28 protein-coding genes are annotated in these 25,847 nt (G+C 69.8%); 19 read left to right on the top strand and 9 right to left on the bottom strand.

All coding sequences use genetic code 11. The features are described from left to right. Positions 1 to 156: 156 nt before the first annotated feature. Complete coding sequence (locus ACIBTM_RS38770; protein WP_395882118.1) at positions 157 to 936, bottom strand: deoxyribonuclease IV; 780 nt, start codon at positions 934 to 936, stop codon at positions 157 to 159. 173 nt (positions 937 to 1,109) lie between these two features. On the opposite strand from ACIBTM_RS38770, the gene ACIBTM_RS38765 reads away from it, so the two are divergent. The 12 genes from ACIBTM_RS38765 to dnaB all read left to right on the top strand — a co-directional run bounded on the left by ACIBTM_RS38765 (position 1,110) and on the right by dnaB (position 10,860). Further along, positions 1,110 to 1,901, top strand: coding sequence for a hypothetical protein (locus ACIBTM_RS38765; RefSeq protein ID WP_395882117.1), 792 nt, complete (start codon positions 1,110 to 1,112; stop codon positions 1,899 to 1,901). Positions 1,902 to 2,025: 124 nt separating this feature from the next. Continuing rightward, on the top strand, positions 2,026 to 2,904 hold the full coding sequence (locus ACIBTM_RS38760) for a hypothetical protein (RefSeq protein WP_395882116.1): 879 nt from the start codon (positions 2,026 to 2,028) through the stop codon (positions 2,902 to 2,904). A 100-nt stretch (positions 2,905 to 3,004) separates the two neighbouring features. Beyond that, the gene (locus ACIBTM_RS38755) at positions 3,005 to 3,886 is read left to right on the top strand and encodes a hypothetical protein (protein WP_395882115.1); all 882 of its coding nucleotides are present in this window, start codon (positions 3,005 to 3,007) and stop codon (positions 3,884 to 3,886) included. 78 nt (positions 3,887 to 3,964) lie between these two features. Beyond that, positions 3,965 to 4,285, top strand: coding sequence for a 30S ribosomal protein S6 (gene rpsF, locus ACIBTM_RS38750; protein WP_016338288.1), 321 nt, complete (start codon positions 3,965 to 3,967; stop codon positions 4,283 to 4,285). Between the two features lie 17 nt (positions 4,286 to 4,302). Next, positions 4,303 to 4,806, top strand: coding sequence for a single-stranded DNA-binding protein (locus ACIBTM_RS38745; RefSeq protein ID WP_126734698.1), 504 nt, complete (start codon positions 4,303 to 4,305; stop codon positions 4,804 to 4,806). A 77-nt stretch (positions 4,807 to 4,883) separates the two neighbouring features. After that, positions 4,884 to 5,132, top strand: a complete 249-nt coding sequence (rpsR, locus tag ACIBTM_RS38740) for a 30S ribosomal protein S18 (RefSeq protein ID WP_005168122.1) — start codon at positions 4,884 to 4,886, stop codon at positions 5,130 to 5,132. Positions 5,133 to 5,144: 12 nt separating this feature from the next. Continuing rightward, positions 5,145 to 5,600, top strand: coding sequence for a 50S ribosomal protein L9 (gene rplI / locus ACIBTM_RS38735; RefSeq protein WP_005168124.1), 456 nt, complete (start codon positions 5,145 to 5,147; stop codon positions 5,598 to 5,600). A gap of 155 nt (positions 5,601 to 5,755) precedes the next feature. Then, the gene (locus tag ACIBTM_RS38730) at positions 5,756 to 6,160 is read left to right on the top strand and encodes a hypothetical protein (protein WP_395882114.1); all 405 of its coding nucleotides are present in this window, start codon (positions 5,756 to 5,758) and stop codon (positions 6,158 to 6,160) included. Then, entirely contained in the window at positions 6,160 to 6,759 is a 600-nt protein-coding gene (locus tag ACIBTM_RS38725) for a DUF3558 domain-containing protein (RefSeq protein ID WP_395882113.1), read from the top strand. The genes ACIBTM_RS38730 and ACIBTM_RS38725 overlap by 1 nt, the downstream gene beginning before the upstream one ends. Before the next feature lie 3 nt (positions 6,760 to 6,762). Beyond that, the gene (locus ACIBTM_RS38720; RefSeq protein WP_395882112.1) at positions 6,763 to 8,082 is read left to right on the top strand and encodes a hypothetical protein; all 1,320 of its coding nucleotides are present in this window, start codon (positions 6,763 to 6,765) and stop codon (positions 8,080 to 8,082) included. 95 nt (positions 8,083 to 8,177) lie between these two features. After that, complete coding sequence (locus ACIBTM_RS38715; RefSeq protein WP_395882111.1) at positions 8,178 to 8,975, top strand: ESX secretion-associated protein EspG; 798 nt, start codon at positions 8,178 to 8,180, stop codon at positions 8,973 to 8,975. Positions 8,976 to 9,450: 475 nt separating this feature from the next. After that, positions 9,451 to 10,860, top strand: a complete 1,410-nt coding sequence (gene dnaB / locus ACIBTM_RS38710) for a replicative DNA helicase (protein WP_016338295.1) — start codon at positions 9,451 to 9,453, stop codon at positions 10,858 to 10,860. 7 nt (positions 10,861 to 10,867) lie between these two features. Here the strand turns inward: dnaB and ACIBTM_RS38705 are convergent, their stop codons facing one another. Beyond that, on the bottom strand, positions 10,868 to 11,764 hold the full coding sequence (locus ACIBTM_RS38705) for a LysR family transcriptional regulator (protein WP_395882110.1): 897 nt from the start codon (positions 11,762 to 11,764) through the stop codon (positions 10,868 to 10,870). 72 nt (positions 11,765 to 11,836) lie between these two features. On the opposite strand from ACIBTM_RS38705, the gene ACIBTM_RS38700 reads away from it, so the two are divergent. Next, the gene (locus ACIBTM_RS38700) at positions 11,837 to 12,226 is read left to right on the top strand and encodes a RidA family protein (RefSeq protein WP_395882109.1); all 390 of its coding nucleotides are present in this window, start codon (positions 11,837 to 11,839) and stop codon (positions 12,224 to 12,226) included. 35 nt (positions 12,227 to 12,261) lie between these two features. Here the strand turns inward: ACIBTM_RS38700 and ACIBTM_RS38695 are convergent, their stop codons facing one another. The 3 genes from ACIBTM_RS38695 to ACIBTM_RS38685 are packed head-to-tail and all read right to left on the bottom strand — an operon-like array spanning position 12,262 to position 14,812. After that, entirely contained in the window at positions 12,262 to 13,041 is a 780-nt protein-coding gene (locus ACIBTM_RS38695) for an alpha/beta fold hydrolase (protein WP_395882108.1), read from the bottom strand. 2 nt (positions 13,042 to 13,043) lie between these two features. Next, positions 13,044 to 13,640, bottom strand: coding sequence for a TetR/AcrR family transcriptional regulator (locus ACIBTM_RS38690; RefSeq protein WP_395882107.1), 597 nt, complete (start codon positions 13,638 to 13,640; stop codon positions 13,044 to 13,046). 50 nt (positions 13,641 to 13,690) lie between these two features. Continuing rightward, entirely contained in the window at positions 13,691 to 14,812 is a 1,122-nt protein-coding gene (locus ACIBTM_RS38685) for an FAD-dependent oxidoreductase (protein WP_395882106.1), read from the bottom strand. A gap of 70 nt (positions 14,813 to 14,882) precedes the next feature. On the opposite strand from ACIBTM_RS38685, the gene ACIBTM_RS38680 reads away from it, so the two are divergent. Both ACIBTM_RS38680 and ACIBTM_RS38675 read left to right on the top strand, forming a co-directional pair. Further along, positions 14,883 to 15,563 (top strand): TetR/AcrR family transcriptional regulator, encoded by a 681-nt coding sequence (locus ACIBTM_RS38680; RefSeq protein ID WP_395882105.1) that lies wholly within the window; start codon positions 14,883 to 14,885, stop codon positions 15,561 to 15,563. Between the two features lie 58 nt (positions 15,564 to 15,621). Further along, a complete protein-coding gene (locus tag ACIBTM_RS38675) occupies positions 15,622 to 16,797 on the top strand; it encodes a serine hydrolase domain-containing protein (RefSeq protein WP_395882104.1) in 1,176 nt (391 codons plus the stop codon). Positions 16,798 to 16,801: 4 nt separating this feature from the next. Here ACIBTM_RS38675 and ACIBTM_RS38670 read toward each other — a convergent pair whose 3' ends face one another. Further along, the gene (locus tag ACIBTM_RS38670; protein ID WP_395882103.1) at positions 16,802 to 17,755 is read right to left on the bottom strand and encodes a helix-turn-helix transcriptional regulator; all 954 of its coding nucleotides are present in this window, start codon (positions 17,753 to 17,755) and stop codon (positions 16,802 to 16,804) included. 86 nt (positions 17,756 to 17,841) lie between these two features. Between ACIBTM_RS38670 and ACIBTM_RS38665 the strand changes: the two genes are divergently transcribed. Further along, entirely contained in the window at positions 17,842 to 18,213 is a 372-nt protein-coding gene (locus tag ACIBTM_RS38665) for a VOC family protein (protein ID WP_395882102.1), read from the top strand. Here the strand turns inward: ACIBTM_RS38665 and ACIBTM_RS38660 are convergent. Next, positions 18,189 to 18,650, bottom strand: a complete 462-nt coding sequence (locus ACIBTM_RS38660; RefSeq protein WP_395882101.1) for a MarR family winged helix-turn-helix transcriptional regulator — start codon at positions 18,648 to 18,650, stop codon at positions 18,189 to 18,191. The two genes, ACIBTM_RS38665 and ACIBTM_RS38660, sit on opposite strands and share 25 nt — an antisense overlap. A gap of 62 nt (positions 18,651 to 18,712) precedes the next feature. Between ACIBTM_RS38660 and ACIBTM_RS38655 the strand changes: the two genes are divergently transcribed. Together ACIBTM_RS38655 and ACIBTM_RS38650 are read left to right on the top strand one after the other, a co-directional pair. Beyond that, complete coding sequence (locus tag ACIBTM_RS38655; protein WP_395882100.1) at positions 18,713 to 19,069, top strand: MarR family transcriptional regulator; 357 nt, start codon at positions 18,713 to 18,715, stop codon at positions 19,067 to 19,069. Positions 19,070 to 19,129: 60 nt separating this feature from the next. After that, a complete protein-coding gene (locus tag ACIBTM_RS38650; protein WP_395882099.1) occupies positions 19,130 to 19,900 on the top strand; it encodes a dioxygenase in 771 nt (256 codons plus the stop codon). On the opposite strand, the gene ACIBTM_RS38645 is transcribed toward ACIBTM_RS38650, so the two are convergent. After that, positions 19,897 to 21,063: an MFS transporter gene (locus ACIBTM_RS38645; RefSeq protein WP_395882098.1), complete on the bottom strand. Its 1,167-nt coding sequence runs from the start codon at positions 21,061 to 21,063 to the stop codon at positions 19,897 to 19,899. The two genes, ACIBTM_RS38650 and ACIBTM_RS38645, sit on opposite strands and share 4 nt — an antisense overlap. Before the next feature lie 90 nt (positions 21,064 to 21,153). Between ACIBTM_RS38645 and ACIBTM_RS38640 the strand changes: the two genes are divergently transcribed. Then, positions 21,154 to 22,344 (top strand): ROK family transcriptional regulator, encoded by a 1,191-nt coding sequence (locus ACIBTM_RS38640; RefSeq protein WP_395882097.1) that lies wholly within the window; start codon positions 21,154 to 21,156, stop codon positions 22,342 to 22,344. Between the two features lie 150 nt (positions 22,345 to 22,494). On the opposite strand, the gene ACIBTM_RS38635 is transcribed toward ACIBTM_RS38640, so the two are convergent. Further along, positions 22,495 to 25,710 (bottom strand): beta strand repeat-containing protein, encoded by a 3,216-nt coding sequence (locus ACIBTM_RS38635; RefSeq protein WP_395882096.1) that lies wholly within the window; start codon positions 25,708 to 25,710, stop codon positions 22,495 to 22,497. Positions 25,711 to 25,847: the final 137 nt, after the last annotated feature.

The following is a 25,847-nucleotide window of genomic DNA, read 5'->3' as shown; positions in this document are numbered from 1 at the left end:
GGAATCGAGCCTTCCTTCGTCCGCGCGGGCGGGCCTCCCGCTGGAGAGGGAACGATCTCCCGCCCGGGTAGCACCGGTCCAGTACATGAAGGCCCCGATGCTTGCGCCTAGGTACAGGATGGGGGCCTTCATGTACTTCAAGTGCCCAACGCGACGTCAGGCGGAGGCGACGCGCTCCCGGACGTAGGCGATGTCCGCGGCCTGCCCGTCGGACGGCGTCTCGACGACCACGGGCGCACCCGCCTCGGCCGCGACCGCGGCCAGCACCTCGGGATCGATCGTGCCGTCGCCGCCGACCACGTTGGCGTGCCGGTCCCGCGTGGAACCGAACTCGTCGCGCGAGTTGTTGAGGTGCACCAGATCGATCCGGCCGGTGATGGCCTTGACCTTCTTGACCGCCTCGGTCAGGTCCCAGCCCGCCGCGTACGCGTGGCAGGTGTCGAAACAGAAACCCGCGCCGAATTCGCCGACCTTGTCCCAGAGCCGGGCGATCGTGTCGAGGTCGCGGGTCATCGCGTTGTCGCCGCCCGCGGTGTTCTCGATCAGGATCGGCACGGCGAAACCGCCCTTTTCCTGCTCCCGCTCGAAAAGCTTGCGCCAGTTGACAAGACCTTCTTCGACGTCTGCCGCGGAACCGACGTGGCCGCCGTGCACGACGAGCCCTTTCGCGCCGATTTCGGCGGCGCCGTTCGCGTGCTGTGTGACGTTCTTCCGCGACGGGATACGGATGCGGTTGTTCATCGACGCCACATTGATCAGGTACGGCGAGTGGATGAACACCTCGACCGGCGATTCCTTGATCGCTTCGCCGTGCGGGTGGGGTTTGGGAGCCTTCCAGCCCTGCGGGTCGGAAAGGAAGAACTGGAGGACCTCGGCCTCGCGTTCGGCGACCGCGGAGAGGGGATCGTCGTCGCGGACATGGGCACCGATTTTCATGCTGGAGGAATCTACGCGGAGCGAAGCTCCTCCGTTGAGGGCGGTGGTGGGGAGGAAGGCGGAGTACCCTTGGCCAATTCTTACCGGCGCGCCCCAGTCCGTCACGCTCGTGGGGTAGCGTGAGCGCGTTCCGTTAAACCGCGTTGGGTCTTGAGGGGCGGAGGACGAACTCGATGGGGAAGACTGCCGGGCGGATCACGGCTTGGGGATTCGCGCTTTCGGTCACGGCCGGATTAGCGTTCCCGATGACCGCGACGGCCGCCGAGGAACCGAGCCCGACCCTTTCCGGTGATTGCGGATCGACGCTGCAGAACGGGAAATCCGGCAACGGCCTCACCGCCGACGTGGGTGCCCCGCTCGGCTCGTCCGAAACGCTGACGGTCGGCCTCGATTCGAAGGCCAAGACCGCCGAAGGCCGGAAGCCTCTGCTCTCGCTGCCGGTCGGCGATCTGGTCAAGACGACCGGCCTCACCGACAACGCGGCAGGCGACCTCGTCGCGCAGGGCGTCTGCGAGCCCGCGCAGGGCGCGGTGAACGCGGTCGGGAACCTGACCCAGGGCGTCGCGGACGAGCTGCCGCTTCCGGAAGTGCCCAAGCCGCCCAAGCCCGAACCGCCCAAGCCGGAGCCCCCGAAGCCGGGGCCGGGTCAGCCCGGCGGTCCGGGCAGCGAGCTCCCGGTGGAGACCGCCCCTGGTTCGTCCACCGGTATCGGCGGCGACTCGATCGCCGGCCTGATCAGCAACGCGGCGCTGCTCCCCGGCAGCTTCGTCCAGGCGCCGGTGATCACCGAGATCATCCCCGGCGAGGTGCCGCCGCCCACCGTCGACGAGAAGGACACCGGCAACGCGCAGGCCGTCCAGGCGCCGGTCGCCCCGGCCAAGCTGCCGCTGCTGCTCGCGGTGCTGGCGCTGGCCGTCGTCGCCGCGGCTCTGGTCCGCGCCTGGCTGCGGGGTAAGCCCGCCTGATCTTCACCGTCAGTGACGCCCGCTTCCACTCGAATGCCTGACCTCTTCGAGTGAGCGGGCGTTACTTGTCTCCATTAGCGTCGTTGTCCGGGTAGGTGATCCCGACGACGGAGGAGTCGAAGGCATGCGCGAACGGACACGGAGGGCGACCGCCCTGGGTGCGTCGGCCTTCATTCTCGCGGGTTCGGCCGCCCTCGCCATGCCCGGCACGGCCGCCGCCGCGGAGACCAAGACCGCCACCTGTGGCGGCTCGGTGACCGCGAAGACCGGCGACACGATCCTCGGCAAGACCCCGTTGCTCGGCATTCCGCTCAACCTCGGCCAGGCCGGACCGGTCTCCGGAGTGCTCACGGGCACGATCAACGCGCTGCTCGGCACGGTCTGCAAGGTGACGGTGACCGTGGTGAACACCGTCGTCGCGCCGGTCCCGGTCGTCGGGGCGCCCGCCGCGGAAGCGCTGAACGGCGCGGTCGCCGGCACCACCCAGGCCTTGACCGGCGGCGGCCAGCCCGCCCCGGGAACCCAGCCCCAGCCTGGGAAACCCGCTCCCGGCAGCGGCGGACCGCAGACCGGCGGGCCGGGGGCTCCCGCGCAGGGCGGCACGCCGTCCGGCGGCATCCCCGCGGCGAACAGCCCGCTCCTGCCCGGCACCTTCACCCCGAACTTCGGCGGCCTGCCGTGGGGCATCAGCACGGGCTACGCCCCGATGCGCGACTACAGCTCCATCCCGATGGCGACGGCCGGTCTCTTCAGCCCCTCGCCCGGTCTCCGCTACGGCGGCCAGATCCCGGGTTACGCGCCGCAGTTCGGCATCGCGACCGAAAACCAGGGCGGGAATCCGGACGTCCAGAATGCGGGACAGGCCGAAGCGCTACCGAGCGTGAGCGATGGCTTCACTCAGGACGGGAAACTGCCGCTGCTGATCGCCGTTTTGGCACTCTCCGGAGTCAGCGCGGGCCTCGTCCGCACCTGGGTCCTCCGCCGAATGGCCGCTACAAGTTAGTCCTACCGCCTAGTATCTTTCTGGTCACTCCCTCGTTATCCCCGTTGCAGTGATTCCTCACGCACTGCTTCACGCCCCCACCGACCGGAGGATCGCGCTCGTGCGGAAGACCACCATCTGGCAGACCACCCGCAAGGCGCTCACCGTCACCGCACTCGCGACCATGGTCACCGGTGGCGCGCTCCTGACGGCGGGCACCGCCTCGGCGGCCACCACCCTGGCGAACGCGTGCAGCGGCACCGTGAACGGCGGGATGGGCGACACCGTCGCGATCACCGGCACCTCGGTCAAGGAACTGGTGCGGGCGGGCGCGCGGGAAGCGGGCACGCTGGCTCTGTACGACGTCGCCGCGAACGACATCGCGAAGGTCAACACCATCAACGTCGGCGCGGTCCCGAACGCCGCGGGCGGCTCGGTCGACGGCAAGGCGATCGGCACGGCCGTGCGACAGGCGGTCAAGGACACCAAGTCCTGGGGCCTCGGGCTCAACCCCGAGAAGACCCTCGACTCCATCGAGCACAAGGTCGCCGGCAGCTGCGGCCTGACCACGGTCGCCACGAACTACGTCGCGCCCACCCTGCCGTCGCCGGGCACCACCGGCCCGCAGCAGGGCGGCAACGGCGGCGGCACCAACGGCCTCCCGACCTCGCCGAGCCTGCTGCCCGGCGGCAGCAACGGCACCGGCTACGCCCCGCCGCGCGACTACGGCAACCTGCCGGTCGCGCAGCCGGGTGTCGCCGTGGCGCCGGGCGTGCGCTACCCGGCGAACAGCCCGCTCCCTGGCGAGGGTGCCCCGCAGTACGGCACCGAAGGCCAGGCCGGGCAGGGGCCCGACGTCCGCAACGCGGGCAACGCCGAAGCGCTCGCGACCGACGGCATGCCCGGCGGCGACGTCCAGCTGCCGATGCTGCTCGCGGTGCTCGTGCTCGCCGGCGTGACCGCCGCGCTGGTCCGCACCTGGGTCCTGCGCCGCGTCTCCTGACCGCCAGGTACGCTTACCTGGACAAACCCTCCTGCCACGGACAGTCCGTGGCCGCGAGCCCATAGGAGGTGAGTGGTTGTGTCACGCCATTACGAGGTAATGGTCATCCTGGACCCCACGCTCGACGAGCGTACGGTGGCCCCGACCCTGGACAACTTCCTCAACGTGATCCGTACTTCGGGCGGAAGCGTCGAGAAGGTCGACGTCTGGGGCCGTCGCCGGCTGTCCTACGAGATCAAGAAGCACGCCGAGGGCATCTACGCGCTCCTCGACCTGAACTCGACTTCGGAAGCGGTCAAGGAGCTGGACCGTCAGCTCTCGCTGCAGGAGACCGTGCTCCGCACCAAGGTCATGCGCCGCGAGATCAAGCGCGCCGCGACCGCCGCCGCCAAGGCCTGAGCCGAAGGACTTTCCCGATGGCTGGAGACACCGTCATCACGGTGATCGGCAACCTCACGTCCGACCCGGAGCTTCGCTTCACCCCTTCCGGTGCGGCGGTCGCGAACTTCACGGTCGCGTCCACCCCGCGCACGCTGGACCGTCAGTCCGGTGAGTGGAAGGACGGCGAGGCCCTGTTCCTGCGCTGCAACATCTGGCGTCAGGCGGCCGAGAACGTCGCCGAGTCGCTGACGCGTGGCGCGCGAGTCGTCGTGCAGGGGCGCCTCAAGCAGCGGTCTTTCGAGACCAAGGAAGGCGAGAAGCGCACCGTCGTCGAGCTCGAGGTCGATGAGATCGGCCCGTCGCTGCGCTACGCCACCGCCAAGGTGAACAAGGTCAGCCGTGGCACCGGTGGCGGTGGCGGCGGCTTCGGTGGTGGCGGCGGTGGCCAGAGCGCCCCGCCCGCCGACGACCCGTGGGGTTCCGCCCCGCCCGCCGGTGGCGGCGGTGGCGGCGGTTTCTCCGACGAGCCGCCCTTCTGATCAGGCGATCCACCGCGGGCGAGAGCTCCGCGAGACGCCTCGAGACAACCACTACGTAGAAATTCAGGAGTAATACCGTGGCCAAGCCACCCATCCGCAAGCCCAAGAAGAAGGTCTGCGTGTTCTGCAAGGCCGAGAAGAAGGGCCGCCCGGAGAACATCGACTACAAGGACACCAACCTGCTTCGGAAGTACATCTCCGACCGCGGGAAGATCCGTGCCCGCCGGGTGACCGGCAACTGCAGCCAGCACCAGCGTGACATCGCCATCGCGGTCAAGAACTCCCGTGAGATGGCGCTGCTGCCCTACACCTCGACCGCGCGCTAAGGAGGCACGTCAATGGCGAAGATCATTCTCACCACCGACGTCGCCAACCTCGGTGGGCCCGGCGACATCGTCGAGGTCAAGGACGGCTACGCACGCAACTACCTGCTCCCCCGCGGCTACGCGATCGTGGCCACCAAGGGCGCGGAGAAGAACGTGCGCACGATCAAGCGGGCGCAGGAGAGCCGTCGCATCCGCGACCTCGACCACGCCAAGGAGATCAAGGCGACCCTGGAGGGCCTCGGCGCCATCCAGCTGAGCGGCAAGGCGGCCGAGGGCTCGAAGAAGCTCTTCGGTTCGATCACCACCGCCGAGATCGTGGACGCGATCAAGGCCGCGGGTGGCCCGCTGCTCGACAAGCGCGTCATCGAGCTGAAGGACCACATCAAGACCGTGGGCAAGCACTCGGTCGGCGCCCGTCTGCACCCCGACGTCCGCGTCGACGTGCGGCTCGAGGTCAAGGCCAAGTAACACCACTTCGGCAACGGGCGGGACGTCTCCATTCCGGAGGTGTCCCGCCCTTTGTTTTACGGGGAACCGCACCCCACCAGGCGACGTCTTAAGCTTGACTGGGGATCGAGGCATTATCGAGACTCGACGTCGAGGCACGGGGAGATCTGGACGCAATGGCTTACGACAGCAACGCCGAGCAGAACCGGCAGGAGAAGGTCACGGTGTCCGCGCCGGCCAACCCGGACAAGCCGGCGTCGGGCGGAGGCGGCGGCGGGTTCACCTTCGACAAGGACAAGATCGACGGCATCATCAAGAAGTGGACGGACCTGCAGGTCGAGCTCAAGAAGGACTACAACGACGCGAACCTGATGGCGAACGTCAAGGCGCCCGGCAAGGAGTTCGCGAGCGGCGACTGGGAGAAGCTGGCGAACCCGTCGGGCAAGGCGTTCCTGGAGCAGAACCAGAAGATGCAGGAATACGTCAAGAACTACATCGACCAGCTGACCGCCGCCAAGAAGAAGATCGCCACGAACGAAGCCGAAACGCAGGCTTCGCTCAACAAGCACAAGGGCGTGTGATGCGACGTTCCCTCGTTCTCCTTCTGGCCGCGGGCGCGCTGGTCGCCGGCTGTTCCGGCACCAAGAACGGCACCGCCTCGTCGGAGCCGTCCTACACGACCGGGGCCGGCGCCCCGAGCGCGTCGAGCGGCTCGTCCGGCTCCGCGCCCAAGGTGTCGAACCCGTTGAAAACCTCGTCGATCGAGAGCGACGCCTGCTCGGCGCTTTCCGCGGCGAAGCGGTCCGAGCTCGGTCTCGGCGAAGGCGAGCGGCGGACCACGAGCGTCGGACCCGGCTGCTCGATCTTCGCCGCCGACGACCGGCTGAACCAGATCGAGATCAGCCCGGTGCTCGCGAACAAGAACGGCCTGAGCGACGTCTACGACACGAAGGCCAACAACGAGTACTTCGAGCCGACAGAGGTAGGCGGCTACCCGGCGGTGTACGCCGCGTCGCTCGACGGCCGCAAGCAGGGCAAATGCGGGCTCTTCGTCGGGGTGACCGACCAGCTGGCCGTGAACATCCTGGTGCAGTACGACAACGGACCCGGCGCGAGTGATCCGTGCCCGGTCGCGCTCAAAGTGGGGGAAGCGATGATCGAGACGTTGAAGGAGGGCTGACGCGTGTTCCTGCTGCCGATCATCGCCGGGTATTCGGCCTACAACCTGGCGACCACGAAATCCGGCGACTTCGAAGCGTCCGGCGGCGATCGCAAGATCGACTGCTACAACATCTGGGAGAAGATCGTCACCGGTCCGGGTACCGGGTCGATCCAGGAGGGCCAGGCCGCGGCGACCCGGCTCAAGGCCGGCTACCAGGACAGGCTGACCACCATCGACAACCTGTCGAAGGAGATGGACGCCGCCTGGACCGGTAAGAGCGCCGAAGCCGCGCAGCAGTCGGGCGCGCATCCGCTGCGGACGTGGATGGAGGACTCCGGCAAGAAGCTGGTGGACTCCGACAAGTACCTCGGTGAGCAGAACACCGCCTTCACCACGGTGAAGGCGAAGGTGCAGCAGGTCCCGAAGGATCCGCCGAAGAACAACCTGCTCAACTCCATCACCCCGTGGACCACCGACACCGACCGCGCGATCCGGGACTACAACCAAAAGGGTCAAGCGAACGTCGACGCGTTCAACGAGTACTTCAAGGCCAGTTCCGAGAACGGCAAGAAGCTGCCCACCTACAACAAGATGGAGGGGCAGAACACGAACGTCGACGTCAACGGCGGCGGCAAGGGCAAAGACAAGGACGACGGCGGCCAGGGCGACCGGAACGGGAACAACGGCATGCCGGGTATCTCGACGCCGCCCGGTTCGATGCCGCCCGGCGGGATGCCGAACGTCCCTGCCCCGAACATCCCCGGTTCGAACATGCCGGGTATCGGCACGCCGGGGTCGAACCTTCCGGGCAGCAATCTCCCCGGCTCGAACATGCCGGGTTCGAACCTGCCCGGCGGGCAGTACAACCCGAACATCCCCGGCAGCAACTACAAGCCGCCGTCCTGGGACGACGGGACGAACGCGTCCGGCTACACCCCGCCGAAGATCCCCGGCGCCGGTGGCTTCGGCCCGGGTGGCGGCGGAGGCGGTGGCGGCGGCTTCGGCGGCACCGACATCCCCGGTGCGGGCGGCTTCGGCCCGGACGGCGGATTCGGCCCTGGAGGCGGCTTCGGTCCCGGTGGCGGGAGCGGTGCGGCCCTGCCCGGCAACGCGGGTGCGATGGGCGGCGCCGGTATGGGCGGAGGTGCCGGTGGCGCCGGTTCCGGAGCGGGTCGCGGCGCGGGCGGAATGATGGGCGGCATGGGCGGTATGGGAGCCGGTGGCGCCAAGGGCAAGGGTGGCGAAGACGAGGAGCGCAGCGCCAAGTTCCTCGTCGGCGACGACCCCAACGAGATCTTCGGAACCGATGAACTCACCGCACCGCCGGTGATCGGCGAGTAGTCGTCACGAGCGGGCCGGGCGCGTGCCAAGATTGGGGCGCGCCCGGCTTGTCTTGTTCCGGGCTGGACGAACAGAACGACTAGGGGGCAGTTCCGGTGCTGGACAAACAGGTCACGATCACGACCGGCACCCTCATCACGCTGATCCGCCGCCGAGGCGGCGAACCGCACACGATCCTGTCGGAAACGCCGACCTGGTACGACGAGGACGCGCAGCGGGCCGAGGACGAGCGGACCAACGAGGAACTGGCGAGCCAGGGCCTCTTCGGCGCGCGCGGGCTGCACCCCGGGTTCAAGGCGACGCTCGAAGCGATCGCCAGGCCGTCGCTGGAGTACTACGGCTGGGTCGACGGCGGGTTCGAGGGGAAGGCGCTGAGCTTCAGCCTGCTCGCGGGCAGCGCCGGCGGCGAGGGTTTCGTGCTCGCCCGGCACAGCGAGCACGACGGCGTCGCGCTGGCTTCCGCGCGGCCCGAAGAGCTGCTCACCGAGTTCCTCGACCAGATCCCGAAGCTCGCACCTGGCCGCGGCCGGCCGATCGCCGTCCCGAAGAGTCAGGTCGAGGCTCCGCGCTCGTCGTCGACGGCGCAGGACGAGGGCTTCGAGGTGCTTCGCAGTGGACGGCAGAGCACCGGGAGCCAGGAGGCCGACGAGCTTCGCCGCATCCTCGCGTTACGCCGTATGGGGAGCGGAAGCCTCTACGTCGCGGCCCGCGGCCGGAGCGGCGCGCGGCAGCGGATCGAACGCCCGGTGAACTACATCGATACGTCCGAGGGCCGCTGGCTGACCGAGGAGGTACCGGGGAGTGGCGAGCCGAGGATCGCCTTCACACCCGCCGACCAGCAGGTTCTCGGAGAACGACTACGGAGCGCACAGGGCAGGTTGTTCGCGTCCTGAATTCCGGCCCGTTCAGCCCGGCGGGTCACCCCTCTACCCTCCGTAGCATTCATCCACAGGGCACCCCTGTGCGCCCGCGTGCGACACGCCGAACGACGAGTTTTGCCCGACACGCCGTCGCGAGGTGAATAAAGTTCTCCACAGTGTCTCCACAGGCTCTGACCAGTGCTTTTGTCAGACCATCCCGGCGTTGCCCACAAGTTGTACACAGGGTTTCGGCCACCTGTGAAGGGATGCCCACAGTCATCCCCAGGTTATCCACAGGGCGGTCCCCAGGCGAAATTGCGCTGGTCCTTTCGAGGGGCTTAGCGTGCCCGCCGGGCCGGTACACACAGTGGTGACCGTCCGGCCGAAGAGGGGACGACAGGGGAGGGTCCGGAGCCACGGGAGGGGCGGACGGGCGCGGGCGGATCGACCGGGGAAGTTCTGGCATAATCGAACGCGTGTTCGATGTCTTGAGGAGGTGGCAGCAGCGGTGGCGCTGACCGACGACCGCAATCCGATGTACGCGGAGTCCGACCCGGGTCCCAGTGATCCCGGTCCGCGTGGCGGCGAGTACGACCGCCAGCCTCCGCAGGACATCGCGGCCGAGCAATCCGTGCTCGGCGGCATGCTGCTGTCGAAGGACGCCGTCGCCGACGTCATCGAAGCCCTCGGCCCCGACGACTTCTACCGTCCCGCGCATCAAGCGATCTACGACGTCATCCTCGATCTCTACGGCCGAGGCGAACCCGCCGACCCGATCACCGTCTCCGCCGAGCTGGAACGCCGCGGCGAACTGGGCCGCGTCGGCGGCGCACCGTATCTGCACACCCTGATCGCAACCGTGCCGACGGCGGCGAACGCCGGGTACTACGCCGAGATCGTCTCCGAGAAGGCGGTGCTGCGGCGCCTGGTCGAGGCGGGCACGCGGATCGTGCAGTACGGCTACGGCGCGGCCGCGGCCGACGGCGCGAACATCGACGAGGTCGTCGACCGCGCGCAGGCCGCGATCTACGACGTCACCGAGCGGCGCACCAGCGAGGACTACGTCGCGCTGGAAGAGCTGCTGCAGCCGACCATGGACGAGATCGACGCGATCGCGTCGCGCGGTGGGCAGTCGCAGGGCATCCCGACCGGGTTCGCCGACTTCGACGATCTGACCAACGGCCTGCACCCCGGCCAGATGATCATCGTCGCGGCGCGTCCCGGTGTCGGGAAATCGACCCTGGGACTCGACTTCGCGCGTTCGGCGTCCATCAAGCACGGTCTGACCAGCGTCATCTTCTCGCTGGAAATGAGCAGGACCGAGATCGTCATGCGCATGCTCTCGGCCGAGGCTCGGATCCGCCTGGCGGATATGCGCGGTGGCAAGATGTCCGACGACGACTGGACGCGGCTCGCGCGCCGGATGAGCGAAGTCTCCGAGGCGCCGCTGTTCGTCGACGACTCGCCGAACATGACGATGATGGAGATCCGCGCGAAGGCCCGGCGGCTCAAGCAGCGCAACGACCTCAAGCTCGTCGTCCTCGACTATCTCCAGCTGATGACCTCGGGCAAGCGCGTCGAGTCGCGGCAGCAGGAGGTCTCGGAGTTCTCGCGGCAGATGAAGCTGCTGGCGAAGGAGATCGAGGTCCCGGTGATCGCGATCAGCCAGCTGAACCGTGGCCCCGAGCAGCGAACCGACAAACGCCCGATGCTGTCCGACCTCCGTGAGTCAGGCTCGCTGGAGCAGGACGCCGACCTCGTCATCCTGGTCAACCGCCCCGACGCCTGGGAGCGGGACGACCCGCGGGCCGGTGAGGCGGACCTGATCATCGCGAAGCACCGTGCCGGGCCGACGGCGACGATCACCGTGGCGCACCAGCTGCACTACAGCCGCTTCGTCGACCTGTCGCACGACTAGCGGCGGGTCAGCGCGGACCGGTGACGGTCGCCAAGAGGCGCGCGACCATGGGATTCCGCTCGTCCTTGCGCCAAGCGACGGCAACTCGCGTGCGAGCGGTGCTGGGCTCGATCCCCCGGAAGGCGACGCCTTTGAGGCGGATGCGCCGGATGCTCGCCGGGGCCAGTGACACGCCAAGGCCGGTTCCCACCAGTGCGCAGACGGTCTGCCATTCCACCGCGTGCTGGGCCACCCGGGGCGTGAAGCCGGTCGCGGTGCACAGGCCGGTGATCTGGTCGTACAGCTGCGGGCCGGCCTCGCGGGGCAGGAGCACGAAGGGCGAGCCCGCCAGCTGCTCGACCCGCACGGTTCGGTGAGCCGCGAGCGGGTGGGTCGACGGCAGGACGGCCACGAAGGGTTCGGTCAGAACGGTCCTGAAACCGAGCTCTGTTTCGTCGCCGGGCGGCTCGCGCACCAGGCCGATGTCGATGATCTTGTCGTGCAAGGCGGTGAGCTGCGGCGCCGTGGTCATCTCGTGGATGTCCAGGTGCACATCGGGGAACCGGTCCCGGAAGGTGCGCAGCAGACCGGGCAGGACGGTCAGGGCCAGGGAGGCGGCGAACCCGATCCGCAGGCGGCCGGCGACGCCGCTGCCGACGGCCCGGGCCGCGACGAGGCCGTCGGTGACGGCGGCGAGGGCACACCGGGCGGCGGGCAGCAGTTCCCGGCCGGCCGGGGTGAGGGCGATGCGTCCGGGTGCGCGGTGGAACAGCGCGTGGCCGACCTTGTCCTCCAGGCGGCGGATCTGCTGGCTCAGCGGGGGTTGCGCGATACCGAGACGCGCGGCCGCATGGCCGAAGTGGAGTTCCTCGGCGAGTACGACGAAGGCGTGCAGTTGCGGCAGGGGAAGTTCGGGGCGTTCCATATTTCCAGAGATATCAGGCGATGCCGGTAGCTGTATTGGACGTATTCGTGCTGGTCACTTAGCGTTCGACGGGTGACAGAACGACGCGCGATTCTCAGCGGCTCGACGTTCGAGGAGGAGATCGGCTACGCCCGGGCCGTGGTGGACGGCGACTGGGTACACGTGTCCGGGACGACCGGATTCGACTACTCCACCATGACGATCTCCGATGACGTCGTGGAGCAGGCCGAGCAGTGCCTGCACAACATCGAGGCCGCACTGGCCGAGGCGAAGTGCGCCTTCGCCGATGTGGTGCGGGTGCGATATCTGCTGCCGGACAGGGAGGATTTCGAGCCCTGCTGGCCGGTCCTGCGCCGGGCCTTCGGTGAGGTCCGGCCGGCCGCCACGATGCTCATGTGCGGCCTCGCCGACCCTCGGATGAAGATCGAGATAGAGGTGTACGCGAGGCGGGCCACCGCGTAGCGGAGACCGGCGCCGAACTCCCGATCGCAGCCAGGTCAGAGAAGGAATTCGAAGACGTCTTTGGTGAAGCGGCGATCGCTCATCACGGTGTGGTGCCGACGTCCCGGGTAGACCTTGAGATCGCCGCGGCGTGCCTTGTCGGCCACTCGCTCGGCGAGTTCGAGCGGATAGAGGGCGTCTCGCGAACCGGCGATCACCAAGGTGGGCGCGCTGATCTCGCCGAGCCGGTCTTCGATGTCGAACGCCTCCTCGGCCCGCAGCATGGCCACCATGCCGCGCGGGTCCGCCGGGCGGCCCGAGGTCAGCGCCAGCAGACCGGCCAGCAGCGCCCGCCCGGGCCGGGATTCCGCGACGGTGGGCGCCAGCGCCATGGCCGCGGCCCGGTGCTGCCCGGTGGCCAGCCGGTCCGCGTACAGGCGCTGGACGCGGCGGCCGGTGGAGCCGAGACGGGCACCCGCGGCCACGACCACCAGCCGTCGCACCAGGCCGGGATGGTCGGCGGCGAACTGCAGCGCCAGGCAACCGGCCGTGGACACGCCGAGCACGTCCACCGGCCGGTCGAACCTCTCCCGCAGCTCCTCGGCGTGGTGGGCGGCGAGCTCGGCCATGGTGACGCCGGGTTCGAGCCCCGGTCGCCGTCCGACCGTCAGCACGGTGAACCGCGCGGCCAGCGGTTTGAGGGACCGCATCTCCGCCCATCGGGCGACGCCGGTGGGGTTGGCCGAATCGGGCAGCACCGTCCGGAAGACCACGAGCGGGCTTCCCGTCCCGAATTCGAAGTACGGGGCGCCACCTGCCAATACACCTTCGCGCATGGTCACTCCTCGGTCAGTCCCGCCGCGACGATGTCGATGAGGCGGTCGAGTACGGCGGGGTAGCGCTGCTCGCCGATGTCCTGCCGGTGCATCGGCAGCAGCAACACGGCCCGGAGCACCCCGGTCAGCTCCTCGTCGTCGGCGTCGACGAGCTGCCCTTTGCCTCTGGCCGCCGCCAGGAATCCGGACAGCGGCAGCACCTGCTCGGCCCTGGCCATCTCGTCGGGACCCATCCGGCGGGCCACCGCCCGCATCTCCTCGGGATGCGTGATCAGCCGGTGGTAGAGCGGGTTCTCCGCCAAGATCCGTACCGTGGCGCGCAGGAAACCGCCAAGGGCGGCGCGCGCGTTTTCGGTCTCGTTCACCACGTCCGCCAGCTCTTTGTGCAGCTCAGGGGCCTGACGCAGCATAAGCTCCAGGTACAGCGCCTCCTTGGAGTCGAAGAAGGCGTAGAAGCTGCTTTTGGCGATCCCGGCGGGGGTCACGAGGTCGTCCAGGGAGGTCTTGCGCAGGCCCTGGGTGGCGAACAGAGCGCGTCCGGCGTCCAGGAGCCGCTCGGTGATCCTGGCGCGATCCTCGGCGCTGAACGGGCTCGGCATCTCGGCTCCCCGGTGGCTATGAACGAAATGGGCTTTCGTTCATAGCCACCTTAGTGGTTGCCGGGCTGGAAGAACGCGAGCATCCTCCGGGAGGCGTCCGGAGCCGTCAGGAGTTCGTGGACCCGCTCGGACATCCGGGCGGCGGCGCCGGTGCGGTCGAACATCTCGTGTTCGTACTCCTTGACGGCGCCGGGGAAGTCGTCCGGCCGCGCGGCCAGCGCGAGACCGAGCAGGGCACCGTCGAGCAGGGCCATGTTGGCGCCTTCACCCACCGCCGGCATCAGATGCGCGGCATCGCCGAGCAGGGTGACGTCCGGTGCCGACGGCCAGGTCAGGCCGACCGGGAGGGCGGCGATCGCCCGCGGCACGACGACGTCGTCGCAGGCCGCGATCAGCGCGGTGAACCGCGCGTCCCAGCCGTCGAGCCGCCCGATCAGCCACGTCCGGGCGGCGGCCGGATCGTCGAGCGGCATCCCGCTGGTGGCGAACCAGTCCTCGGCGGTGTTGTAGAAGCTGAGTCCGACGCGGACGGTGCCGTCGCCGTTGCGCTGCGCGGCGAGGGACTTCCCGTCGCCGAGCACCCAGTAGGTGCCGCGCCCGACCATCGCCGCGAGCTCGGGATGGGTGCGGTCGATGTCGGGGATGCGGAGTTCGACCAGGTTGTGCCCGAGATGCACGGGCCGGGCGTCGGTGAGCAAGGCGCGGACGCGGGAGTTGGCGCCGTCGGCGCCGACGAGCAGGTCGTACGTCGCGCGGCGCCCGTCGACAAACCGCAAGACACCGTCCCCGGCGGACTCGAAAGCGTGTCCCCAGCGCACCGTGTGCTCGGGAAGCGAGTCCAGCAGCAGGTCGCGCAGATCGGCACGATCGACCTCGGGTCGCTCGAACGGCGCGTCCTCCGGCGTGTCCTCCTGAAGCAGCAGCGTGCCGTCCGATTCGAGAAGCCGCATGTCCTGGCCCTCGCCGCGGGCGATCGCGGAGAACCGGTCGATCAGACCGGCTTCGCGCAGCGCCCGCTGCCCGGTGCCGGCGTGGATGTCGAGCATGCCGCCCTGCCCGCGCGCGTCGCGTGACGATTCCCGTTCGTACACGACGGCCTCGATGCCGTGGACGTGCAGGACACGGGCGAGAGCCAGGCCGCCGAGGCCCGCTCCGACGATGGCGATGGTCATGATCCGCACCTCTCGATACAGTGTATTGGTCGATACACTGTATCGAGCGATGCGTTGTATTGTCACCGCCATGGTGGTGTGGGAGCGGCCGGAGCCGCCGGATCGGCCCGCTCTGGCCCCGCTGAGCCGGGAGCTGATCGTGCGCGCGGCGATCCGGCTCGCCGACGCGGACGGCCTGGACGCGGTGTCCCTGCGCAAGATCGCCACCGCGCTGGACGTCGGCCCGATGCGGCTGTACGGCTACATCGAGAGCAAAGAGGAGCTGCTCGACCTGATGGTCGACGCCGCCCACGCCGAGATCCGGCCCTCAGGAGACGGCTGGCGGGAGGTGCTGCGGTCGCTTGCCGACGCGATGCGGCACGCAGTCCACCGGCACGAATGGCTCGCCGACCTCCTGGGCGGCAGGCCCCAGCTGGGACCGAACGCGCTGGCCACCGCGGAGGCCGTGATGGCGGCGCTGGGCGACGTCGGGGTGGATTCCGCGATGCCGGTGGTCTCGGCGGTCAACGCGTACACGATCGGCGCGGTACGCCGGGAAATCGCCGAGCGGCGCGCGGAACGAGCCACCGGGATGGACGAGCAGCGGTGGCAGGCCACACTCGGGCCCTATCTGACGCGGGCGTTCGCCAGTGGTGATCTCCCCGCGCTGGCCACGGTCGTCCGCGACGCCGTCCACCTGGACGCCGGCGAAACCTTCCGGATGGGCCTCGATTTCCTCCTCGACGGCATCGAAGCCCGCCTCTCAGGCTGACGCCCCATGTCAGCGCCGTGACCGTCCCGTGTCAGCGCGACCCGCGAACGTGGTCGCCATGACCAAGACACCGAAGACCTTCCGCCGCATCGGACTCACCGTGCTGGCCGCCGCGCTGCTGGCCGGCGTGACCGCACCCGCCGCCTCCGCCGGGCAGGATCGCCCGGAACTGCGGCAGGCTGTCCAGGAATTCGTCGACGCGGGCTTCGCCGGGATGCAGCTGCGTGTCCGTGACGAACGGGGCGAATGGACCGGCAGCGCCGGGGTGCGCGAGCTGGGCGGCACCGCGAAGCCGTCGACGAACGGCCACTTCCGCCTCGGCAGCACGACGAAGAACTTCACCGCGACCCTGCTCCTGCAGTTCGTGGCCGAGGGCCGGATCGGCCTCGACACGCCGGTGGCGAAGTTCCTTCCCGAGTTCGGGCTGGACTCGCGGATCACCGTGCGGATGCTGCTGCAGCACACCAGCGGGCTGTTCAACCACACCGGCGAGTACAACCCGGACGGGACGGTCACGCCGGGAATCCCGTGGGCAGGCAAGGAATGGGTGGACAAGCGGTTCCACACCTACCAGCCGGAACAGCTGGTGCGCCTTGCCGTGTCCAAGCCCGCGGTCTTCGAGCCGGGAGCGCGCTGGAGCTACTCCAACACCAACTACGTGGTGGCCAGGCTGCTGGTCGAGAAGCTCAGCGGCCGTCCCTTCGCCGACGAGCTGGACCGGCGGATCCTGCGGCCGCTCAAGCTGCGTGACACCTTGTCGCCGGGGGCGTGGGCAGGGATGCCCAAGCCGTACGCCCACGCCTACTACCGCTACGAAGACGCCGGCCAGTGGAAGACGATCGACGTGACCCACCAGAACCCGAGCTGGATCTCCAGCGCCGGTGACATGATCTCGACGACCAAGGATCTCCAGACCTACTACTCCGCGCTGCAGAGCGGAAAGCTCCTGCCGGCCTGGCTGCTGGCCGAGATGCGCGTGACGCATCCGGGCAGCGAAAGCCTCTACGGCTTCTACGGTCTCGGGCAGTTCTCGCAGGACTTGGGCCCGGGCTGTGTCGGCGTCGTCCTCAACCACAACGGTGGCCTCAACGGCTACGGATCGCTGATGTACAGCACGCCGGACGGCAGCAAGACGCTGACCGCGTCGATCACCGCCGGGGAAGACGCGAACGCGGGGCAGGCGTTCCCGGCGGCGCTGAACAAGCTCGTCCGGACGGTGTTCTGCGGTAAGTGACCGGTCAGCGCGCCCGCTCGGCCAGCCGGGCCGCCAGCGCGCCGACCAGATCCCGGAGCTCGGCCGGCCGTTCGATCACGAACGGCCGGTCGAGCGCGGCGAGCAGCGGCGGGATCCAGTCCAGCCGCTGTGCCCGGATGCGGGCGCGCACCCGGTCGCCGTCGGTTTCGAGGGTGGCCACGGACGGCGGGAAAACGGCGCGGATCTCCTCTGGCGTCGCCTCGATCCGCACGGAGACGTCGTGCCGGTACGGCGCCTCGGCCAGCGCGGTCAGCACTCGCTCGGCCGGATCGAAACCGTCCGGTGCCTCGAAGGTCCCGGCCTGAATCTCGGCGGACTTGATCCGGTCGACGCGGAAGGTGCGCACCTCGCCGCCGGCCGAGTCGAAGCCGGTCAGATACCACCGTCCGGAGTGCGCCACGACACCGTAGGGATGGACGACGCGTTCGCTCGCACCGCCGTGACCGGCGAGATACGCGAGCCCCACCGGACGCCGGTCCCGCGCCGCCTCCGCGACGGTGAGCAGCACCTCGGCCTCGGCCGACAAGGCTTTCCGGGCGGGTGCGGTGAAGTCGGCCGTCTCCAGCAGCGCGTCCAACCGGCGGCCCAGCGCCTCGGGAAGCACCCGGCGGACCTTCGCGACCGCGCTCTCGACGGCCGCGACGGACGTGGTGATCAGCCCCGCGCGCCGCCCCGCGACCAGGCCGAGCAGGACGGCCAGTGCCTCCTCGTCGGTGAGCATCAGCGGCGGCATCCGGTAGCCGGGGGCCAGCCGGTAGCCGCCGTACCGGCCGCGTACCGAACGCACCGGGATGCCCAGGTCGACGAGGTGTTCGGCGTAGCGGCGGACGGTGCGCTCGTCCACGTCGAGCCGCCCGGCGAGCTCGGCGACGGTGCGCGTGCCGCCGCTCTGGAGGATCTCCAGCAGCGCGAGCACACGGGCGATGGGCCTGGTCACAAGCCGGAGAATACCGGGCGGATTCTGCCCGGTATCGCTCCTAACGTGGCCGGTGTCCCGCTTTCCGGCACTCGAAAGGATCCATCGTGCAGTTCGTTTCCGTCCGTGTGATCACCCATGACGTCGCCCGCCTCACCGGGTTCTACGAGAAGGCGACCGGCCTCGACGCGCGATGGCGCTCCGAGCAGTTCGCCGAACTCGTCGGCCCGTCGTGCACCTTGGCGATCGGCAGCGCCGAAACGATGACGTTGTTCGGCGCGGGCGCCGCCGTGCCCGAATCGAACCGGACCGCGATCCTCGAATTCCGCGTCGAGGACGTCGACCGCGAGTACGAGCGGCTGGCGGATCTGGCCGAGATCGTGCAGAAGCCGACCACGATGCCGTGGGGGAACCGGTCGCTGCTGTTCCGCGACCCCGACGGCAACCTGGTCAACTACTTCACGCCGAGCGCGCCGTAGTTCCGGACGAACGCCGTCAGCAGCCGTGCGAATTCGCGACGGTCGTCGTCCGGCCAGTCCGCCATCGCCTCGGCGAATACCGAACGGCGGAATTCGTGCATCCGCGTCACTTCGGCGCGCCCGGTTCCGGTGAGCACGAGGACGGCGCGGCGGCCGTCGCGCTGATCGGCTTCGCGCCGGAGGAAACCACCCTCGACCGCGCGGGCGACCAGGCGGCTCGCCCGCGGCTGGTCGATGGTCAACGCCGCCGCGAGGCTGGTGACGGTACCCGGTTCACCGCTCTCCTCGGCCGCTTCGACGGCGTCGAGGAGCCCCTGTATCGCCTGGTCCGGCATCGTTTCGGCGCGGTCGCGGGCGAGCTTCGACAGCGATCGCCTCGCCTGGCTTCGCCGGATGGCGATCATCGCGCGTTCCACGTCGGCCACGGCGTCCGTCATTGCCCGTCCTCACCAAGTGCATGTATTTTTACATGTAGTTGCCGTCTACCCGGGGAGTATCCATGAAGCCCATCGGATTCTGGTTCGCCCACCTTCACCAGGCTCTCGAATCTTCACTGGACCGGGTCCTCGCCACCGAATCACTGACCCGCCGTCACTGGCAGGTCCTGAACACGGGAGCGTCGCCCGACGAGGCGCTGAAGCCATTCGGAGATCTCCGGGAAACCATCGCCGACCTGCGCGTTCGCGGCTGGATGGACGAGGACGGCCTGACCGAAGCAGGCCGGGCGGCACACCTCCGGCTGAAGACCAAGGTCGGCGAGTTCCGCTCACGCGTGACCGAGGGCATCAGCGACGACGAATACCGGACGACGGTCGGCGTCCTGGAACGGATGGCCGCGAACCTCGCCCGGGAATAAGGCGGAGGCGACCGGCGTCGTCTATCCTGGTAGTTGAAAGTTCAAACACCTGGAGCTGACATGACGCCGGTGCTCTACCTCAGCCACGGCGCGCCGCCGCTCGCCGACGACGCCACCTGGACCCGCCAGCTCGCCGGCTGGTCGGCGGACCTCGAGAAGCCGAAGGCGATCCTCGTCGTCTCGGCGCACTGGGAAGAGGCGCCGCTGACCCTCGGCGCCACCACCACGGTGCCGCTGGTCTACGACTTCTGGGGCTTCCCCGATCGCTACTACCAGGTGAAATACGCCGCGCCCGGTGCTCCCGAGCTGGCGGACAAGGTGCGCAAACTGCTGCGTTCGTCCCAGACACCGGTCCACGACGCGCCCGACCGCGGCCTCGATCACGGCGCGTACGTCCCGCTCGTGGAGATGTACCCGGACGCCGACATCCCAGTGCTGCAGGTGTCGATGCCCTCGCTGGACCCGAGGGAACTGTTCGACCTCGGCCGGAAGCTCGCGCCGCTGCGCGACGAAGGCGTGCTGATCATCGGCAGCGGTTTCTTCACCCACAACCTGAGCGCCATGCGCGAGACCGACGGAACCGACGGGACGCCGCCGTCATGGTCGAGCGAATTCGACCACTGGGGCGCGGAAACCCTGCGCGAGGGCGACCTCGACGCGTTGCTGGACTTCCAGCGCAAGGCCCCCGCCGCCGCCATCGCGCACCCCAGGATCGAACACTTCGCGCCGTTGTTCGTCTCGCTCGGCGCGAGCTCTTCGGAAGGAAAAGGCGAGACCGTCATCGACGGCTACTGGCACGGCCTCGCCAAGCGTTCCCTCCAGTTCGGCTAGCGGGATCGCAGGACACCCGCGCCGGCCACCAAGCCGAGCGCCAGCAGCGTGACCACCGCGAAGGACACCGTCAGCGACGTCAGGTCGGCGATCCCGCCGATGAGCGACGGCGCGACGAGACCCGACGAATAGGTGATGGTCGCGACGCCCGCGATCGACTGGCTCGGCGTCGGCCCGCTGCGTCCGGCCGCCGCGAAGGCGAGCGGAACGACGACGGAGACGCCGAGCCCGATCAAGGCGAAACCGGCCATCGCCATCACCGGATGGACGGCGAAGACGACCAACAGACCACCCGCGGTCGCGAACACCCCGCCCGCACGGACGGTCTTGACCGAGCCGAAGCGCCGCACCAGCGCGTCGCCCGAGAGCCGGGCGACCGCCATCGTGCAGGTGAACGCGGTGGTCGACGCGGCCGCGATCCCCGGCGAGGTACCGAGGACGTCCCGCAGGTAGACGGCGGACCAGTCGAGGCTCGCCCCCTCGGCGAAGACGGCGCAGAACGCGACCGCACCGATGACCACGGCCGACTTCGGCGGCAACGCGAACCGCGGCGGCGGGTGCTCGTCGGGGGCGCTCCGGACGTCGAAAACCCCCTGACAGATGAGCGCGCCGGCGACGGTGAGCACGGCCGACGCGATCACGAAGTGGATCCGGGCGTCCAGTCCGGCGTGCGCGGCGAGCGTGCCCGCGGCGGAGCCGAAGAGCGCGCCCGTGGTCCACATGCCGTGCAGCCCCGACATGACCGACTTGCCCATCTTCTCCTCGACGTCGACGCCGAGGGCGTTCATCAGCACGTCCGAGGTACCGGCCGCGGTTCCCATGACGAACAGCGCGAGACACAGGGTGAAGAGGTTTCCCGCCAGGGACGGGAGGATCAGCGCCAGTGTCCAGTACGCGAGCAGCAGCCGGAGCCCCAGTCTGCCGCCGAGCCGGTGCCCGATCCGCGCGGCGAGCGGCATGGTGAGCGAAGCGCCGATCGCGGGGAAGGCGAGCGCGAGGCCGAGCTGACCCGCGCTGATCCCCGCGTGTTCCTGGATCCACGGGATCCGGGTGGCGAAACTGCCGGTCACCGCGCCGTGCACGGCGAAGACGGCGGCGATGGCGACCCGCGCCTGCCGCACCCGCCGCGTCGGCCCGCCGACGGTTTCCACTGTGTTGGTCACTGGGCCCCCAAGGTCCATGAGACGACTCGACGGCGTCAGCGTAAACTATCAGGAAGGGAACCTGATAATTAATTCTGGGAGGATCTGCCGGTGAGTGTCATCCGGACGCCGTCCGCCTCCCCGAGCACGGCGCGCGCCATCAACGACCGCCTCGCCCTCGACCTGCTCCACCGCGAGGGTTCGCTGACGGCCGCCCAGCTCAAGACGTTGACCGGGCTTTCCCGGCCGACGGTGGCGGACCTCGTCGAACGCCTGCGGGACGCGGGCCTGATCGAAATCGTCGGCGAAGCGGGCGCGGACCGCCGCGGCCCGAACGCGAAGCTGTACGGCATCGTCGCCGAACGCGCGTATCTCGCCGGGCTCGACGTCCGCACCCACGGCATGGCCGTTTCGGTCGCGGACCTGCTGGGCCGGACCCGCGCGGAGGCGTCGCTGCCGTTCGACCTGGACGTCGACACCGACGAGGCGGTGGAGCGGGCGATCGCGCTGCTGAAGACCACCACCGCCGAAGCGGGCGCGACCGCGCTGCACACGATCGCCGTCGGCGCCCCCGGTCTGGTCGACCCGGCGACCGGCGGTCTGCGGCACGCCGGGGGATTGCCCGCGTGGCACGGGAAACTCGTCGACGAACTCCGGCGGCGGCTGGGGGTCCCGGTGCTGCTGGAGAACGAGGTCAACCTCGCGGCCGCCGCCGAACAGCGGCTCGGCGCCGCCCGCGACCGGGACACGTTCGTCCTGCTGTGGCTGGGCTTCGGGGTCGGCGCGGCGGTCGTCCTCGACGGTTCGCTGCGGCGGGGCGCGTCGGGCGGCGCGGGTGAGATCGGGTTCCTGCCGATGCTGGGACCCGGACGGCTCCCGACCGCGACCGACTGCGACGGCGGCTTCCACACACTGGCGGGCAGCGCCGCGCTTTGCGAGCTGGCCCGTGCGCACGGCATCCCGGCGTCGTCGGCCGACAACGCCGAAGCGGCCGAAGCGGCCATCGGGTACGCGATCGATGCCGACGCCGGGGATTTCCTGGAGATCGTCGCGGAGCGGATCGCGATCGGTGCCGCCGCGGTCACCGCGGTGCTGGACCCGGGCTGTCTCGTACTCGGCGGGGAGATCGGGCGGGCCGGTGGCGACGCGCTGGCGGCACGGGTGAGCCGCCGGCTCTCGGAGATCTCGCCGCTGCGGACCGAGGTCCGGGCGGGGACCGTCGGCGGGGGCGCGGTGCTGGAAGGCGCGGTGCTGACCGCGATGGGCGCCGCGCAGGACGCGCTCTTCACCCCTGGGGGCTGAAACGGCGATCTCGCGTGATCAGACGGACGACACGCGTGATTGGAGAGCGAACACGCGTGATCGGGGGCGGAACACACAAAAGGAAGCGGGCCCGGGAGTGTCTCCCGGGCCCGCTTCGGTTCATTCAGTGGCGCTAGCCGACTGGCAGGTTCACATGGTGTGGAACTTCTTGCCGGTCAGGGTGCCGATGAAGCGCTGGAACATGTTCAGCGGCGACGAGTCGACGCCCGCCAGAGCCGGGACCTGCGCGGTCGGCATCGCCGGGGTGTTGTTCACCGCGGGCAGGGTGCCCGTGGTGGGCAGCTGCACCGGCAGCGCACCGGCGGTGGGCAGCGCGCCCGCGGTCGGCAGGGCGCCGGCCGTGGGGAGCTGCACCGGCAGGTTGCCCGGGGTGGGCAGCCCGTTCAGCGCCGGGAGGGTCGGCAGCTGCGCGACCTTGGGGGCGTCCGCGCGAGCGTCGTCACCGGGCAGACCCGGGGTCTTCGGCAGGGCCGGGACACCGGGCAGGGCCGGGGTGCCGGGCAGCTCGGGCAGGTCCGACTTCGGCAGCTGCGTCGGGATGGCACCCAGCTGCTTCAGCGCGGTCAGGCCGGCCACCTGCACCGGGAGGGTCGCCACCTGGGGACCGTCGGCGCGGGCGCCACCGATCGCCGGGGTGGTCGGCAGGGTGCCGGCACCGTTCATCGACGGCACCGCGGGGGCACCGAACGGCAGCGCGGGCAGCGCGTCGATCGGCATCTCCGAACCGACCGAGTCGGTGAAGGCGCGGGTGAACTCCTCCTCGTTGATCACGGTGGAGTCGGTCGAGTTCTCGTCCGCGATCGCCAGGACCGGGACCTCGAACTCGTTCAGCGGCACCACGACGACCAGCGGGTGGTGGAAGTTGAAGCCCGACAGGGCCTCTCCGCTGCCGTCGGTGATGCTGTCGCCACCGGCCTGGCCGGTGATCATGCTCTCCGCGCCGGTCTCGGACACGCCACCGGCGGCCGCGATCGCGTCACCGAACACCTCGGGGTCGGCCGCGGCCGGGATGTCGAGGATGTTGCCCGAGAGCGATCCGTCGAGACCCGAGGTCTCCACGTCCCCGCCCGAAAGGGCGTCGACGGTGTTGGCGCCGTTGGCGTCGGCCAGACCGGCGGCCGCGACCGCGTCGTGGGTGACCGGCACGATCGGCAGCGCCTGCGCGCCGACGATGTTGCCCGAAACCGCGCCACCGTCACCGTTGGTGGTGGCGTCGCCGCCGGCCTCCGAAAGGACGTCGCTGACGCTCTCGCCCTCGGCGATGCCCGCACCGGCGATGCCGTGCCCGGTCAGCTGGCCCGTGCCACCGATCGGCGTCTGGACGATGTTGCCCGCCAGCGCGCCTTCTTCACCGTTGGCGGTGGCGTCGCCGCCCGCGTTCGAGTCGGTGAGGTTCGTGCCCTTGCCCGAGGCGATCCCGCCGAGCACGCCGGCGAAGTTGTGCGCCTGGATCGGGGCGGAGACCGGGCCGTAGATCAGGTTGCCCGCGCCCGCGCCACCGTCACCGGTCGCGTGGACGTCGCCGCCCGCGTTGGAGGTGGTGTCGCCGTCGGCGCCACCGTGGCCCTGGCCGATGAACGCACCACCGACCCCGAACGCCTGCACCGGCAGCGAAACCGGCACGGTGCCCAGGTTGGAGCTGAGGAAGCCGTTGTCGTCGGCGGTGTTCCCGCCGCCGCCACCGGAGACGACCTTGGTCTCCTCGGCCGAGGCGGTGCTCTGACCGATGAACGAGCCACCGACGCCGAAGACCTCGGCCGGAACCGCGGCCGGGACCTGGACGATGTTGCCCGAGCCGGACGAGTCGTTGCCCGTGGTGCCGTCGTACGCACCCGCGGTCACGGTCTTCGTCTCGGACGCGTCGGCGGTCGCCTGTCCGATGTGCGAGCCGGCGACGCCGAACACCTCGGGGGCCAGCGCGGCCTGGGTGTTGACGACGTTGCCCGCCAGGGTGGAGTCGTCACCCGTGGTGTGGCTGCCGTTGCCGGCGTTCGCGTCGACGGTGTTCTCGCAGGACTCGACGTTGGCGCTGCCGATGTAGGTGCCCGCGATGCAGGTCACCTCGACCGGGGCGGCCAGTGCCGGGTCGACGATGTTGCCGCCACCGGCGGAGCCTTCGCCCTCGCTGCTGACGAAGCCACCGGCGTCGACGACGCTGGACTGGCTGGTCCCGCCGTCCGTGCCGGTGTTCGCGAGGCCGATCCAGCTGGCGGCCACGCCGCCGACGTTCGCGACGTCCGCGGTCTGCGGCACGATCGCGTTACCCGCGACGGCCGAGTCCTCGCCGGAGGTCTGCACGTAGCTGGGGACGTTGCTCCAGCCGGGGGTGGTGTCACCGGCGGTGGCGTCCGCCGACGAGCTGCTGTTGGAGTTCGCGAGCGAACCCCACGCGGCGGCCGCGTTGTCGTTGAACTTCACCGGGAGGGCGATCGGCACCGCGCCGACGTTGCCGCCGAGGGCGGACTCGTCACCGTCGGTCTCGACCCAGCCGCCGGAGGTGGCTTCGGTCTCGGCCTCGTAGCCGGAGCTGTTGGCGTTGCCGATGATCCAGGAGGCGGCGTTGCCGGTGACCTGGACCGGGGTGGCGAACTGACCGGCCAGCACGTTGCCGGACAGGGCGGAGCCCTCGCCGTCGGTGGTGATGTTGCCGGTTTCGGTGGTGCTCTGGCTGGCGGAACCGCCGACCACGCGACCGGTGCCGCCGGCGAGCCCACCGGCGTTGCCGGCGATCTGCACGGGCAGCGCCCAGTCGAGGGCCACGACGTTCCCGGCGAGGCTGGAGTCCTCACCGGTGGTCTCGACGTCCTGGTTGTGCGACCAGGTCTGGTCGTGCGTGCCACCCTCGACCTCGGCGTCGCCGATCACGCCGATGGCGTTGTCGACGATCTGGATCGGGACGACGACGTCACCGACGACCTTGTTGCCCTTGAGGATGTCGTCCGTGGTGGTGAACCCACCCGAGGTCATCCCGCCGCTGATCTGGCGGGAGTCCTTGGCGGCCAGCGGCGCCGGGACGGCGTTCTTGCCGGAGAGGCTGGGGAGCCCTCCACCGATGCCGTCGGTGCTGCCGCCGGGCGACGAAGCCGAGTCCAGCGCGTCCGAGACGGGCTTGGTGACGGCCTTGGTGCTGACCTCACCCTTGTAGCCGGGGAGGTCGGCCTGGCCGAGGGGCGTGCCAACGGCGTTGTTGTCGATCTCGACCGGAACGGTGACGTTCGCGTCGAGCGGGGAGGCCGGGGTGTCGGGGTTGACGTGTTCGTCAGCCGAGGCGATGCCGGTGCCCAGCATCAACAACCCACCCGTGACCAACGCGGTCTGGAGTCCGCGCTTTGCCCAGGATTGCATGGGGTTTTTCTCCTTCATTTCGGGTTCCCTTTCGGGTTCGAGGAGGTGCCGTTCGAAAGGCACCAGAGGGGGGTGGAGCGAGTGCGGGCGCGACAAAGCGCACCGCCGTTTCGCGGGGGATCAGGAGCGGACGCGAA

The organism is Amycolatopsis sp. NPDC049868, assembly GCF_044461365.1.
GTDB lineage: Bacteria > Actinomycetota > Actinomycetes > Mycobacteriales > Pseudonocardiaceae > Amycolatopsis.
The sequence above is the reverse complement of the archived record's forward strand: the minus strand, read 5'-3'. Positions and strand labels throughout refer to the sequence as shown.

Coding starts and splice junctions, on each gene's coding strand:
- ACIBTM_RS38765 (WP_395882117.1), top strand. CDS start 1,110: ATGGGGAAGACTGCCGGGCGGATCACGGCTTGGGGATTCGCGCTTTCG.
- ACIBTM_RS38660 (WP_395882101.1), bottom strand. CDS start 18,650: ATGACGGACGCCGTGGCCGACGTGGAACGCGCGATGATCGCCATCCGG.
- ACIBTM_RS38685 (WP_395882106.1), bottom strand. CDS start 14,812: ATGACCATCGCCATCGTCGGAGCGGGCCTCGGCGGCCTGGCTCTCGCC.
- ACIBTM_RS38635 (WP_395882096.1), bottom strand. CDS start 25,710: ATGCAATCCTGGGCAAAGCGCGGACTCCAGACCGCGTTGGTCACGGGT.
- rplI (WP_005168124.1), top strand. CDS start 5,145: ATGGCGAAGATCATTCTCACCACCGACGTCGCCAACCTCGGTGGGCCC.
- ACIBTM_RS38745 (WP_126734698.1), top strand. CDS start 4,303: ATGGCTGGAGACACCGTCATCACGGTGATCGGCAACCTCACGTCCGAC.
- ACIBTM_RS38680 (WP_395882105.1), top strand. CDS start 14,883: ATGGTGGTGTGGGAGCGGCCGGAGCCGCCGGATCGGCCCGCTCTGGCC.
- ACIBTM_RS38690 (WP_395882107.1), bottom strand. CDS start 13,640: ATGCCGAGCCCGTTCAGCGCCGAGGATCGCGCCAGGATCACCGAGCGG.
- ACIBTM_RS38725 (WP_395882113.1), top strand. CDS start 6,160: ATGCGACGTTCCCTCGTTCTCCTTCTGGCCGCGGGCGCGCTGGTCGCC.
- ACIBTM_RS38655 (WP_395882100.1), top strand. CDS start 18,713: ATGAAGCCCATCGGATTCTGGTTCGCCCACCTTCACCAGGCTCTCGAA.
- ACIBTM_RS38760 (WP_395882116.1), top strand. CDS start 2,026: ATGCGCGAACGGACACGGAGGGCGACCGCCCTGGGTGCGTCGGCCTTC.
- ACIBTM_RS38770 (WP_395882118.1), bottom strand. CDS start 936: ATGAAAATCGGTGCCCATGTCCGCGACGACGATCCCCTCTCCGCGGTC.
- ACIBTM_RS38705 (WP_395882110.1), bottom strand. CDS start 11,764: ATGGAACGCCCCGAACTTCCCCTGCCGCAACTGCACGCCTTCGTCGTA.
- ACIBTM_RS38675 (WP_395882104.1), top strand. CDS start 15,622: ATGACCAAGACACCGAAGACCTTCCGCCGCATCGGACTCACCGTGCTG.
- ACIBTM_RS38730 (WP_395882114.1), top strand. CDS start 5,756: ATGGCTTACGACAGCAACGCCGAGCAGAACCGGCAGGAGAAGGTCACG.
- ACIBTM_RS38695 (WP_395882108.1), bottom strand. CDS start 13,041: ATGCGCGAAGGTGTATTGGCAGGTGGCGCCCCGTACTTCGAATTCGGG.
- ACIBTM_RS38650 (WP_395882099.1), top strand. CDS start 19,130: ATGACGCCGGTGCTCTACCTCAGCCACGGCGCGCCGCCGCTCGCCGAC.